This is a genomic window from Sphaerimonospora thailandensis (assembly GCF_016863115.1).
GTDB lineage: Bacteria > Actinomycetota > Actinomycetes > Streptosporangiales > Streptosporangiaceae > Sphaerimonospora > Sphaerimonospora cavernae.
In genome coordinates this window covers 1-12020 of sequence record NZ_BOOG01000089.1, presented here as the reverse complement: position 1 = coordinate 12020, position 12020 = coordinate 1, and the positions used below count along the sequence as shown (strand labels likewise).

Annotated in this window: 16 protein-coding genes and 1 pseudogene; 8 read left to right on the top strand and 9 right to left on the bottom strand. The window is 70.2% G+C overall.

Features of this window, described 5'->3' with window-relative positions:
* Positions 1-11 precede the first annotated feature (11 nt).
* Together Mth01_RS28425 and Mth01_RS28420 are read left to right on the top strand one after the other, a co-directional pair.
* Positions 12-1247 carry a MurT ligase domain-containing protein gene (locus tag Mth01_RS28425; RefSeq protein WP_204019044.1) on the top strand — a complete coding sequence of 412 codons (1236 nt, stop codon included), beginning with the start codon at positions 12-14 and terminating at the stop codon, positions 1245-1247.
* Positions 1237-1950 carry a type 1 glutamine amidotransferase gene (locus Mth01_RS28420; protein WP_204019042.1) on the top strand — a complete coding sequence of 238 codons (714 nt, stop codon included), beginning with the start codon at positions 1237-1239 and terminating at the stop codon, positions 1948-1950. The genes Mth01_RS28425 and Mth01_RS28420 overlap by 11 nt, the downstream gene beginning before the upstream one ends.
* Before the next feature lie 70 nt (positions 1951-2020).
* Here Mth01_RS28420 and Mth01_RS28415 read toward each other — a convergent pair whose 3' ends face one another.
* Positions 2021-2383 (bottom strand): DsrE family protein, encoded by a 363-nt coding sequence (locus tag Mth01_RS28415; RefSeq protein WP_204019041.1) that lies wholly within the window; start codon positions 2381-2383, stop codon positions 2021-2023.
* A 153-nt stretch (positions 2384-2536) separates the two neighbouring features.
* On the opposite strand from Mth01_RS28415, the gene Mth01_RS28410 reads away from it, so the two are divergent.
* The 3 genes from Mth01_RS28410 to ygfZ all read left to right on the top strand — a co-directional run bounded on the left by Mth01_RS28410 (position 2537) and on the right by ygfZ (position 4942).
* A complete protein-coding gene (locus Mth01_RS28410; RefSeq protein ID WP_204019040.1) occupies positions 2537-3040 on the top strand; it encodes an FABP family protein in 504 nt (167 codons plus the stop codon).
* Between the two features lie 398 nt (positions 3041-3438).
* Positions 3439-3849, top strand: coding sequence for a Fur family transcriptional regulator (locus tag Mth01_RS28405; protein WP_204019039.1), 411 nt, complete (start codon positions 3439-3441; stop codon positions 3847-3849).
* 34 nt (positions 3850-3883) lie between these two features.
* On the top strand, positions 3884-4942 hold the full coding sequence (gene ygfZ, locus Mth01_RS28400) for a CAF17-like 4Fe-4S cluster assembly/insertion protein YgfZ (RefSeq protein ID WP_204019038.1): 1059 nt from the start codon (positions 3884-3886) through the stop codon (positions 4940-4942).
* A gap of 11 nt (positions 4943-4953) precedes the next feature.
* Here the strand turns inward: ygfZ and dtd are convergent, their stop codons facing one another.
* Entirely contained in the window at positions 4954-5379 is a 426-nt protein-coding gene (dtd, locus tag Mth01_RS28395) for a D-aminoacyl-tRNA deacylase (protein ID WP_204019037.1), read from the bottom strand.
* A 45-nt stretch (positions 5380-5424) separates the two neighbouring features.
* On the opposite strand from dtd, the gene Mth01_RS28390 reads away from it, so the two are divergent.
* Complete coding sequence (locus tag Mth01_RS28390; protein WP_204019036.1) at positions 5425-6366, top strand: asparaginase; 942 nt, start codon at positions 5425-5427, stop codon at positions 6364-6366.
* Positions 6367-6470: 104 nt separating this feature from the next.
* The gene (locus tag Mth01_RS28385) at positions 6471-7442 is read left to right on the top strand and encodes a magnesium transporter CorA family protein (protein WP_204019035.1); all 972 of its coding nucleotides are present in this window, start codon (positions 6471-6473) and stop codon (positions 7440-7442) included.
* An 18-nt stretch (positions 7443-7460) separates the two neighbouring features.
* Here the strand turns inward: Mth01_RS28385 and Mth01_RS28380 are convergent, their stop codons facing one another.
* The 5 genes from Mth01_RS28380 to Mth01_RS28360 all read right to left on the bottom strand — a co-directional run bounded on the left by Mth01_RS28380 (position 7461) and on the right by Mth01_RS28360 (position 10284).
* Entirely contained in the window at positions 7461-7799 is a 339-nt protein-coding gene (locus Mth01_RS28380; RefSeq protein ID WP_204019034.1) for a DUF2516 family protein, read from the bottom strand.
* A 282-nt stretch (positions 7800-8081) separates the two neighbouring features.
* A complete protein-coding gene (locus tag Mth01_RS28375) occupies positions 8082-8456 on the bottom strand; it encodes a hypothetical protein (RefSeq protein ID WP_204019033.1) in 375 nt (124 codons plus the stop codon).
* A 3-nt stretch (positions 8457-8459) separates the two neighbouring features.
* Entirely contained in the window at positions 8460-8894 is a 435-nt protein-coding gene (locus Mth01_RS28370; RefSeq protein WP_204019032.1) for a helix-turn-helix domain-containing protein, read from the bottom strand.
* A 68-nt stretch (positions 8895-8962) separates the two neighbouring features.
* Positions 8963-9931: a M56 family metallopeptidase gene (locus Mth01_RS28365; RefSeq protein ID WP_204019031.1), complete on the bottom strand. Its 969-nt coding sequence runs from the start codon at positions 9929-9931 to the stop codon at positions 8963-8965.
* The gene (locus Mth01_RS28360) at positions 9928-10284 is read right to left on the bottom strand and encodes a BlaI/MecI/CopY family transcriptional regulator (protein WP_204019030.1); all 357 of its coding nucleotides are present in this window, start codon (positions 10282-10284) and stop codon (positions 9928-9930) included. Before Mth01_RS28360 ends, Mth01_RS28365 begins: the two co-directional genes overlap by 4 nt.
* Positions 10285-10335: 51 nt before the next feature.
* Between Mth01_RS28360 and Mth01_RS28355 the strand changes: the two genes are divergently transcribed.
* Positions 10336-10860 (top strand): O-acetyl-ADP-ribose deacetylase, encoded by a 525-nt coding sequence (locus tag Mth01_RS28355; protein ID WP_204019029.1) that lies wholly within the window; start codon positions 10336-10338, stop codon positions 10858-10860.
* A gap of 97 nt (positions 10861-10957) precedes the next feature.
* On the opposite strand, the gene Mth01_RS28350 is transcribed toward Mth01_RS28355, so the two are convergent.
* Together Mth01_RS28350 and Mth01_RS28345 are read right to left on the bottom strand one after the other, a co-directional pair.
* Entirely contained in the window at positions 10958-11749 is a 792-nt protein-coding gene (locus tag Mth01_RS28350; protein ID WP_239090074.1) for a class I SAM-dependent methyltransferase, read from the bottom strand.
* A 14-nt stretch (positions 11750-11763) separates the two neighbouring features.
* Positions 11764-12020 (bottom strand): annotated as a pseudogene (locus Mth01_RS28345) (oxidoreductase); the annotation flags it as partial.

Sequence of the window (12020 nt, the reverse complement as noted above, 5' to 3'; positions counted from 1 at the left end):
GGATCACGGGCATGAGTCAGCTTCCGTTGCGGGCGCAGCTTGCCAGCGCCCTGGGCCGTACGGCGGCGACGCTGTCCCGGGCCACCGGGCGTGGTGACGGTTCGGTCATCGGCGGCAGGGTCGGCCTGATGCTGGAGCCCGACCTGCTGCGCAAGCTCGCGGCGGACCGCAAGCTCGTGCTGGTCAGCGCCACGAACGGCAAGACCACCACGACCCGGTTGATCACCTCTGCGCTGCAGGAGCTCGGCGAGGTCGCGACCAACGCGTTCGGCGCCAACATGCCCGCCGGGCATGTCTCGGCGCTCGCCTCAGCCAAGGACGCGCCGTACGGCGTGCTGGAGGTCGACGAGAAGTACCTGCCCGAGGTGCTCGACACGACCCAGGCCGGCATCGTCTGCCTCATGAACCTCAGCCGTGACCAGATGGACCGGGCGGGCGAGATCTGGCAGCTCGCGCAGAAGTGGCGCAGGGCGCTCAGTGGAAAGCCGGCGCATGTGATCGCCAACTGCGACGACCCGCTGGTGACCTGGGGCGCCTCCACCGCCGCCCAGGTCACGTGGGTGGCGGCCGGGCAGCGCTGGCGCGAGGACTCCTGGTGCTGCCCCGAGTGCGGCGGCCCGCTCGACCGCTCCGCTTCCGGGGCCGCCTGGGCCTGCCGCGAGTGCCCCTTCCGCCGCCCCGAGCCCAGCTGGGTGCTCGACGGGGAGGACGTCATCGACCCGCGCGGCGCCCGCTGGCGGCTCGACATCCAGCTTCCCGGTGAGGCCAACCGGTCGAACGCCGCGATGGCGCTGGCGGTCACCGAGGCGTTCTGGCTCGATCCGGCCAGGGCCCTGCCCAGGTTGCGCATGGTCACCTCGGTCGCCGGGCGTTACACCATGGTCGAGCGCGACGGCCGCGCGCTGCGGCTGCTGTTGGCCAAGAACCCGGCCGGCTGGCTGGAGGCGTTCGATGTCGCCGATCCCGCGCTGCCGATCATCCTGTCGGTGAACGCTCAGGGACCCGACGGCCGTGACACCTCCTGGCTCTGGGACGTGGACTACCGGGTCCTGGCCGGCCGTCCCGTGTTGGTGGCCGGTGAGCGGCGTCTCGACCTGGCGCTGCGGCTCGCCGTGGCCGGCGTGCCGTTCCAGGTCTGCGACTCGTTCCAGCAGGCGATGGCGCTCGTGCCGCCCGGCCGGGCCGATGTGATCGCCAACTACACCGCGTTCCAGCAGATTCGAGCGGAGTTCGGCCGTGCAATCTGAACTGTCCATTGTCTGGATTTATCCGGACCTGCTCAGCACCTACGGAGATCAGGGCAACGTGTTGGTGCTGGAGCACCGCGCCCGGGCCCGGGGCATCGCGACCAGGACGATCCACGTCCGCTCCGCCGATCCGGTGCCGCAGCAGGGGAACATCTACCTGCTCGGCGGTGGTGAGGACCGGCCGCAGATCCTCGGCGCCGAACGGCTGCGCAGGGACGGCGGGCTGCGTACGGCGGTGGCGCGCGGCGCGGCGCTGCTGGCGGTCTGCGCCGGCTACCAGATCATGGGCTCGGTGTTCGGCGGTGAGGACGGCCGGCCGGTGGAGGGCATCGGCCTGCTCGACATCAGCTCCGGCCGGGGTGAGCGGCGCGCGGTGGGTGAGCTGGCCGCCGACGTCGACCCCGCCCTGGGCGGCCTGCCCAGGCTGACCGGATTCGAGAACCACATGGGCGTCACCAGGCTTGGGCCCGGCGTGCGCCCGCTCTCCCGGACGATCGTCGGGACCGGCAACGGCGACGGCACGGAGGGCTGCTACGCGGGCAGGGTCATCGGGACCTACCTGCACGGCCCCGCGCTCGCTCGCAACCCGGCCCTCGCGGACCTGCTGCTCAGCTGGGTCGTCGGGCCGCTCACGCCGATCGACGACAGCTGGTACCAGCGGCTGCGTGAGGAGCGCCTCACAGCCGTGCTGCCCCCCGCCTGAGCCTTGCAGCCCGGGCCGCCTGCGTCCGGCCTCGGCGGACGAGTTCCGTAGACGAGTTCCGTAGACGAGTTCAGTAGACGAGGGCCTGGGTGCCGTCGGTGAGGATCTCCTCGACGAACGTCGAGGCCCCCGCGATCCGCACGCCTTCGATGAGGTCGTCGACCGTGATGCCGCGGCGGGCGGCGCACTGCGTGCACAGTGTGACCCTGCCTCCCGCGAGCATCGCGTCGAGCAGGTCCTGCAGCGGCGGCGCCTCCGCCAGGGAGAACTCCTTGGCCCGGCCGGGCAGTGCGAACCACGACGACTCGCCCGTCAGCCAGAGCGAGACCGGTACGCCGGCGGCCAGGGCGGCCGCCGCGACGGTGAACGCCTGGTTGCACCGCTCGGGTGCGTCGGCCCCGGCGGTCACCTTGATCACCAGTGATCGTGCCATGCTCGCAGCCTAGCCCCTGAGCCTTCGGGCGACGGCGTCGCGTGCCGTACAAGTAGGGATAAATGCCTCTACGTGCGAGGCGAGTTACGCCGACGCCATCTGGGCCGCGCGCAGCAGGACATGGCTTGCGAAACACGACCTAAGCTCATTCGCATGGACCAACATCCCGACCTTGAGTCGATCGCCTTCCTCCTTGGCCGCTGGGAGGGGGCCGGTGTGATCGGCTATCCGACGATGGAGAGCGCCAACTTCGGGCAGGAGGTGGTGTTCGGGCACAACGGAAAGCCGTTCCTCACCTACGAGAGCCGGACCTGGCTGCTGGACGCCGAGGGCGTCAAGGTCCGCCCGCTGGCCAGGGAGTCTGGTTTCTGGCGGATCCTGCCCGAGCGCCAACTGGAGGTCTGCATCGCCCATCCCACCGGCATCGTGGAGATCTACGTGGGCGAGGTCGTCTTCCACAAGATCGAGCTGCGCACCGACATCGTCGCGCGCACCGTGACGTCCAAGGAGTACAGCGCGGGCCACCGGCTCTACGGCCTGGTGAACGGCAACCTCATGTACGCCTATGACATGGCGGCGGTCGGACAACCGCTCCAGTCGCACGCGTCGGCCGAGCTCAAGAAGGTCGCCGACTTCGACCCCGGAGCCGACGCCTGAGGCATGGAAGAACCCCGGGCGTGCTCCGCTTCTCAAGAGGCTCTTCTGGAGAGGATCTCTCTGAGAGGCGGGCCGGCTGGACCATGGCCGAGGACGCGAAACGTGCTCGGCCGCCGGCCGCCCGGGGTTCCGGTGACTGTTGTGGATTCGCCAGACGTCGTACGACATCCGGACGGAAGGTCCCGATGGGCGCCGCCTAGCGGACAGCCACCTCGCTAGCCCAATAATGATCAACCATTGTTTGGACCACCTCCCTTCTGCGTATCTGCACCGTATGCGAGCCGCCCCGGGCCGGGCAAACGATTATCTGTGGCGGGATTCGCCCGGATATGTAACGTATGGCGATCTGGCCGCGCGCAGCAGGACATGACTCGTGAAACACGACCTAAACTCTGGTCATGGTCGAGACTTGGCACGAGGAGCTGCGCGCGCGGGGCTACCGGGTCACTCCCCAACGGCAGCTCGTGCTGGAGGCGGTCACCGAGATGGGGCACGCCACGCCGGAGGAGATCTGCTCGCGCGTGCAGGAGACCGCCCGGGGCGTGAACATCTCGACCGTCTACCGCACGCTGGAGCTGCTCGAAGAGCTCGGGCTGGTCACCCACACCCACCTCGGCCACGGCGCGCCCACCTACCATCTCGCCTCCGAGGCCGATCACGTGCACCTGGTCTGCCGGGGCTGCGGTGAGGTCACCGAGGTCGCCCCCGACCTCGTTCACGGCCTGGTGTCCGCGCTCGACGAGCAGCTGGGCTTCGTCACCGATGTCCGGCACCTCACCGTCTTCGGGCACTGCCGCGGCTGCCGCTGATCCGCACGGCGCACCCCACGGGTAGCCTTGAGCCATGCGGAGCCCATTGCTTGACACACCCGGGGCGGTCGCCGGGGAGACGCCGGACGATTCGGTCGCCGCGCATTACGGTGATCCGTACGGGGAGCAGCGCGCGCTCGCGGCCGGGCGGGCGCTCGTCGACCGGAGCAACCGGGAAGTCGTACGGATCTCCGGTCCCGACCGGTTGAGCTGGCTCAACAGCCTGAGCTCACAGAAGCTCGACACCCTCGAACCGGGCGCCCCCACCGAGACCCTGTTCCTCGACCCGCAGGGCCGGGTCGAGCACCACCTGACCCTGGTGGACGACGGCGAGGCCATCTGGGGCCATGTCGAGCCGGGCACCTCCGGAGAGCTGGTCGCCTTCCTGGAGAAGATGCGGTTCACGCTGCGGGTCGAGGTGGCCGACGTCAGCTCTGATTACGCCGTGGTCTCCATCACCGCGCCCGGCGCCGCGGATGCGGTGGCGATGGTCGGCGACGGCATCGTGACGGTCGGCGGCGATCTGCTGGTGCCGCGTGACCGGCTGGCCGGCCTCCCCGCCGACCTGGGTCTGCGGCCGGCCGGGCTCTGGGCGTACGAGGCGCTGCGAATCGAGGCGCACATCCCGCGGCTGGGCTTCGAGACCGACCACAAGACGATCCCGCACGAGGTCGGCTGGATCGGCGCCGCCGTACACCTGACCAAGGGCTGCTATCGGGGCCAGGAGACGGTCGCCAGGGTCCACAACCTCGGCCACCCGCCGCGCAGGCTGGTCTTCCTGCATCTGGACGGCAGCGTGGACGTGCTGCCGCCGCACGGTGCGCCCGTGACGCTCGGCGTCGGCAAGCCGGTGGAGGCCGAGCCGGAGGCGGCCGTCGAAGGGGCCGCCGAGCCGGGTCAGCTCGGGTTCGTCGGCTCGTCGGCCCGCCATCACGAGCTGGGCCCGATCGCCCTGGCCGTCGTGAAGCGGACCGTGCCGGTGGACATCGATCTGCTGGCGGGCGGCGTGGCCGCCGCGCAGGAGGTCGTCGTCCCCCCGGACGCCGGCCGGAACGTCAAGATCGACCCAGCGCTGCGCCGCCGCCTCCGCTGACGAGGCCGGGATCAGACCTCGAGGATCAGGGTGATCGGGCCGTCGTTGGTCAGCGAGACCTTCATGTCGGCGCCGAACACCCCGGTCTCCACCCGGGCGCCCAACGTCCGCAGTTCCTCGATCACGGCCTCGACCAGTGGCTCGGCCACCGGGCCCGGCGCCGCCGCCTGCCAGGTGGGGCGGCGGCCCCGGCGGGCGTCGCCGTACAACGTGAACTGGCTGATCACGAGCAGCGGCGCGGCCACGTCGGAACAGGACTTCTCGCCATGCAGGACGCGCAGCCCCCACAGCTTGGCGGCGAGCCTGGCCGCCTCGGCCCGCCCGTCGGTGTGGGTGACGCCGATGAGCACGAGCAGGCCCGGCTCGTCGATCGCGCCGACGACCTTGCCTTCGACCACTACTGACGCGGAGCCGACCCGCTGAACGACAGCACGCATGGCCCCGAATTCTGCCATGCCGACCGGCTTCATAAACTGCCCACTATGTCTGAACTGATCGTCGAGGTGGCCCGTTCCGGGTTCGTCGAGTCCGTCCACCGGGCGCGGGTGCACGTGGTGAACGCGCAGGGTTCGCCGGTCCTGGTCCACGGCGACACGGAGAGCCTCACCTCTCCCCGCTCCGCGATGAAGCCGCTTCAGGCGCTGGCCATGGCCCGCTGCGGCCTGCCGCTCGAGGACGAACTGCTCGCGCTCGCCTGCGCCAGCCACAGCGGGGAGTCCTTCCACATCGACGGCGTACGGAAGATCCTGGCCGGGGTGGGGCTGGACGAGTCCGCCCTGGGCTGCCCCGAGGACATGCCTCTCGACCGGGCGTCGCGCGATCGGATCGTCCGGGAGCACGGCGCGCCCGCCAGGATCTACATGAACTGTTCGGGCAAGCACGCGGCGATGCTCGTCACGTGTGCGGTGAACGGCTGGCCGACCGAGGGATACCTGCGTCCCGGGCACCCGCTGCAGCGGGCGATCAGGGCGACGGTCGAGGAACTCACCGGAGAACGGGTCGCGGCGACCGGCGTGGACGGCTGCGGCGCCCCGCTGTTCTTCGTCTCGATGGCCGGTGTCGTACGCGCCTTCCGCCGGCTCCCGGTGGCCGCCCCCGGCAGCCCGGAACGGCGGATCGCCGACGCCATGCGCGCCCACCCCCAGTGGACGAGTGGTACGGCACGGCCGGAGGCGGAGCTCATGCGGGCGATCCCCGGGCTGCTGGTGAAGGTGGGCGCCGAGGCGTTCAACGCCTTCGCCTTCTCCGACGGCCGGGCCGGCGCCATCAAGATCGTGGATGGCGGCGACCGGGCCCGTACACCGGTGACGGTCGCCGCGCTGCGCGCTGTCGGACTGGACGCGCCGGAGTTGGCCGGACTCGCCACCATGCCGCTGTTCGGCGGCGGCGAGCCGGTCGGCGAGATCCGCGTCCGTCAGGCGTGAGCCGCCCCGGTCACTGCGATCGGGCGTGGCGGGCGGCGGAGATCGCACCGGACGTGGTCATCGTGAACGTCCGGCGCTAGTCCTCGGCCGTAGGCTGTTCGGTCATGGCACGTACGCGCCTGTACCGGCATGGGGTCCTGACGGCCGAAGGGTTTCCGGTCGCCGACGTGTCGGATCACCTGGAGGATCCGTCCGCCGTCGTGTGGGTGGACCTGCACGCGCCCACCGAGGACGACCTGCGCGCGATCAGCGAGGAGCTGGGGCTCCACGAGTTGGCGGTCGAGGACGCCCTGCAGCGCAAACAGCGGCCGAAACTCGACGTCTACGACAGCCACAAGTTCCTGAACGTCTACGCCGCCCGCTTCGACACGGAGTCGGGACGGCTGGAGGTCGCCGACGTGGCCGTGTTCATCACGGGTCACGCACTGGTCACCGTACGGACCTCCGACGACTTCGCCATCGACGAGGTCGTCCGGCGCTGGGACGCGTCGCCGCGCCTGGCCGAACACGGCGTGGCCTTCCTGATCCACGGGCTGCTCGACTACGTGGTGGACAGCCACTTCGACACGGTCGAGGCGATGGACGAGCAGATCGAGGCGCTCGAGGAGATGGTGTTCGACGAGCGGCCGGTCGGCCCCGACGAGCAGCGGCGCACGTACGAGCTGCGCAAGAGCCTGGTCACGCTCCGCCGGATCGTCATGCCGATGCGGGAGGTGGTCAACACGCTCCTGCGGCGGAACGAGGAGATCGGCGACGGTGCGCTGGCTCCGTACTTCCAGGACGTGTACGACCAGGTCCTGCGTGCCTCCGAATGGACCGAGTCGCTGCGCGACCTCCTCGGCAACGTCCGGGAGGCGCAGTTGACCATGCAGGGAAACCGGATGAATATGATCATGAAGCGGGTGACGAGCTGGGCGGCCATCATCGCCGTGCCCACAATGATCACCGGCTTCTACGGGCAGAACATCCCGTTTCCCGGCTTCGGCGCCCCGTGGGGGTTCCTGACGTCCACCTTGGCCATCGTGCTCGTGTCGGTGGTGCTCTACCGGGTGTTCCGCGCCCGCGACTGGCTCTGACCACCCGCCGTCGGTGACTTACCAGGGACCGTACGGCCCCTGGCTGCCGCCGCCCCCGCGGTACTCGTTCACCGCGGGCTTCACGTCGGCCAGGTAGATGCCGGCGGCGATGACCGCGATGATGGTGAAGAGGTTCGGCATCCCCCCGCCGAAGTAGCCCACTGCGCCCGAGAAAGTGAACAGCGTCGCGAAGCCCAGGATGATGAGCCAGAGCGGCTTGGTCTGCTTGCCCGCCGCGGGGAAGGCGCGAGTGGGAATGCGCAGCGCGTGGATGAGCGCCCAGGCGCACATCACGAACGCCGCGATGGAGAGCAACCAGAAGATGAGGCTCAGGATGCTGTTCACCGGGCCGAACATGGACTCTCCCAGACGGTCATGGTCCCTTGATGCCCCCCAGACTAATGTCCCCGGGCGACAAGTGTCGTCAGCGTGATCGAGGTGACGTGATCGCGATCCCCCGATCTCTGAAAGCCCGGCACGCAAAGGAGCGGCCCGCCTCCCGGATCTCGGGAAGCGGGCCGTTTCACGCCTGGGAAGGATCCCGGGTCCCGGGTGACTGCGTGGGCCTCGGGTCCTACGCGAACGGCGGCCTCAGGGCTGTGTCGCCTCAGGGCTGTGTCGCTTCATGACTGTGTTGCCTCAGGACTGGGTCGTCGTCTTGGCGCGGGTGCCGGCCGGGCGCCGGGCGGCGGTCTCGCCGGTGGGAGCGGGCGCGGCGGCGGGCTCGGCCCTCTCCGAGACGTCCTCGAGTTCCAGGGCGGTCTCGCCGGTCACCTTGCTGACGATCCTCCGGCCTCGGACGGCGAGGTCGTCATAGAACCGGGTGAACCGGGTGGTGGCGGCGTCGGCGTACTCCCGTGCCTTCTCCGGGAAGTCCCTGGCCACCGTCTCGGCCTTGCCCTGGACGGTCGACGCGTACTCCCGCGTCCGCTCCACGGCGAAGTCGCCGACACCGGCGAGCGCGTAGAACGGCTTGGAATCCGCGATCCTTTTAACCTGCGTTGCGAGGGTCATGGGCTATCCTTCCTTTACTTCCGGTGTAATGCCGTCGCGCGAGGGAACCGGGTCGTCCCCGAGATGCTCAGCCGATTGCGGCGGCTGAGCGGATTCGGCCCGGTTCTCCTTGCGGAACGATTCGTAGATGTCGATCAGCACCTGGCGTTGCCGCCCGGTGAGTGTGACGTCTGCCCGGATCGCGGCCAGCACATCGCTGTCCGGCTGCCGGTCCTCGATGAGGCCCGCCTGAACGTACAGCGCCTGCGCGGAGATGTGCAGGCCCTTGGCGATCTGGTTCAGGATCTCGGCGCTCGGCTTGCGCAGCCCCCGTTCCACCTGGCTCAGATACGGGTTGGACACGCCGGCCTGCGCGGCGAGCTGGCGGATCGAGATCTTCGCCTGCTGCCGCTGCTGGCGGATGTATTCGCCGAGCGAGCCGACCTTGGGCAGTTCCATGTCTCCAGTCTGCCTCCTGGTGCTTGCAATTGCAAACCCGGCGATTAACTTAAGCTAGCACCCAAGAATCAGCCAGGAATCAGCCACAGCAACAGTGCCGAGGCCGTCAGCACGACAGAGCCGGTCAGGATGAGGAAGCGGTGCGGGGCCGGGATCGTGGCCTCCGGCCGTACGAGCCGGTTCACCCTGGCCATCACGTTCGCTCCGGCGGTGCTCTTCGGCCTGCCCGGCATCCGCGCCGGGCCCGCGGGCGTACCACCGAGCGTGCCGAGTGCGCCGTCCGGAGTCGGGAGCGTGGCGGTCGCGGTCCCGAAGCGCAGCAGCGCCGTGGCGAGCCGCCGCGGGCTGCACTGCCGCCGGGCGCGGTCGTCGGCCGCCATCTCGATGAGCAGTTCCACCGATGCCTGCGCGTCCCGGATCAGCCTCGACCAGGGCAGCGCGCGGCGCAGCGCGGCGAACGGCAGCAGCACGAGGTCGTGCCGCTCCCGCACATGCGCGCTCTCGTGTGCCAGCACCGCGTGGAGCTCGTCCGGGGACAGCAGGCTCAGCGTCCCATTGCTGATCACGACCTCTGACCTCAGCCCGGGCAGGCAGTAAGCCGCGGCTCCCGGGAAGTCCACCACGCGCACGCCGGGGACCGCGGGTTCGTCGCGGGCGATCAGCGAGAGCAGCTCGCGGTGCCGGCGCCGGGCGCGCAGCGTCTGGGCTCCGGCGGTGAGTGGCAGCGCCACGAGAAGGGCCAGAAGCGCCAGACCGGCCACGAGGGCGGTCAGCCTGACCAGGTCGCGCAGGTCGTGCACCCCGTAGCTGAACGTCGTCAGCACCCCGGCGAGGCCGTGGACCACGCCCCTGCCGTACGGCTCGAGCGCGTAGGCGAGCAGCGCGCCGGTGGTGGCCAGCCCCCACGTGACGCCGACCGACTGCCACAGCAGGATGGCGGTGCGGGGCGCGTGCCAGGTCCACCTGGCCCGAATGAGCGCCTCCGCCGCCAGGACGCAGGCGGTGGCGAGCGCCGCGAGGACAGCCGCCGCGATCAATGGTCCTCCAGCTCCGTGAGGGCTCTTCGCAGGATCTCCGCCTCGGAGCCCGACACTGCCTGGGCGAAGCGCGTCAGCGCCGCGTCGCGGTCACCGGTCAGGTCGAGGGCTTCGAGCATGAGCTCGGCGACGTAGGCGTCGCGGCTCGCCGCGGGCTGGTAACGCCAGGCCCGCCCATCCCTCGTGCGGTTCAGGAAGCCTTTGCGGGAGAGCCGGTCGAGCACGGTCATCACGGTGGTCGGCGCGAGGTCGCGGTCCTCGATGAGGCGCCCGACCTCGCGGGCTGTCAACGGGGCGCTCCGCGCCCACAGAATGTCCATGATGGTGCGTTCAAGCTCGCCGAGTCCCTTCACATCCTCAAGGCTACCCGTAGTAGTACTACGCACCGTAGAGAGGTAGGAGCCATGAACGTCTTGCTCGTCCGCGGCGACATCACGGAGCAGCGGGTGGACGCGATCGTCAACGCGGCCAACTCGTCCCTGATGGGCGGCGGCGGCGTGGACGGGGCGATCCACCGGCGCGGCGGCCCCGACATCCTGGCCGAGTGCCGGGAACTGCGCGGGTCCCGTTACCCGGACGGCCTGCCGACCGGCCAGGCCGTGGCCACCACCGCCGGGCTGCTGCCGGCCAGATGGGTGATCCACACGGTGGGGCCCGTTTACTCGCGTGGCGAGGACAGGTCGCATCTGCTCGCCTCCTGCTACCGGGAGTCGCTGAACGTCGCCGTATCGCTGGGGGCCGCCACGGTGGCGTTCCCCGCCATCTCCACCGGGGTCTACCGGTGGCCGATGCGCGACGCGGCCCGGGTCGCCCTCTCGACGGTACGGCAGGCCTTGTCGCCGGGGTCGTCCGTCAACGAAGTGCGGTTCGTGCTGTTCGATTCCGCAGCCTATGCCGTGTTCGAGGAGAGCTTGGCGGAAACGAGGTAAGCATTCGGTTAGGGAGTGTTTCACCAGTGCTGTCCGTCGCGAGCAGGGCGGAGCAGGCGCCACGGCTGCCGACAACCTTCGGCGCCGCGACGGGGAGTCAGGGGGCCACGGCGCGCCAGGGAAGGGTGAGTTCGCCAAGCCGCCAGCGCGCGGTCCCACCCGTCGGGGATGCCGTCGCCACGGGCCAGTCCCGGGCCAGCGACTCGGCCGCCCTGATCCAGCGCTGGCGGTGGCCGTACGCGCCGAAGGGGGCGCAGGCGGCCCACGCCCGGTCCCAGTCGGCGAGGAAGGCGTGCACCCGCTCACCCGGCACGTTGCGGTGGATGAGCGTCTTGGGCAGCCGTTCGGCCAGTTCCGATGGCTGCCCGAAGCCGCTGAACCGTGCCGCGAAGGTCAGTGTGCGAGGGCCTTCGGCGCCGAGCGTGACCCACACCGCCCGATGGCCGATCTCCGAACAGGTGCCCTCGACGATCACTCCGGCGGGGTGGATCCCGGCGCGCAGCCGGTCCCAGTGCGCCCAGGCTTCGGCCTCGCCGTACTGCCTGAGCACGTTGAACGCGCGCACGACCATGGGCGGCCGGTCGACCGGCAACTCGAAGCCGCCGCGCACGAAGGACACGCCCTCCCGTTCGTACGGCTTGGCCGCGGCGACCCGCTCGGGATCGATCTCGATGCCCACGATCTGAACCGTCGGGCACACCCGGCGCAACCTGCCGAAAAGCTCACATGTGGTGATGTGGGAGGCGCCGTAGCCGAGATCCACCACCAGAGGTCGCGCGGCCGACCGGAGCAGCGGGCCGTGCACGGCGGCGATCCACCGGTCGGACCGCCGCAGCCGGTTGTGCCCGGTGGTCCCCCGGGTGATCGTCCCGATCGGCCGGCTCCTCACGTGCCCCACGGGACTCACGTTGTCGAGGGAACGCGATGCACCTTGTGCTGGGCGGCCTGCGCACGCGGCCGGACGACCATCCGGTCGATGTTCACGTGCGACGGACGCGTGACGGCGAAGGTGATCACATCGGCGATGTCGTCGGCGGTCAGCGGGTCGGGGACGCCCTCGTACACCCTCTCGGCACGCTCGGCGTCGCCCCGGAAGCGGGTCAGCGAGAACTCCTCGGTCTTGACCATGCCGGGTGCGATCTCGACGATCCGGACCGGCT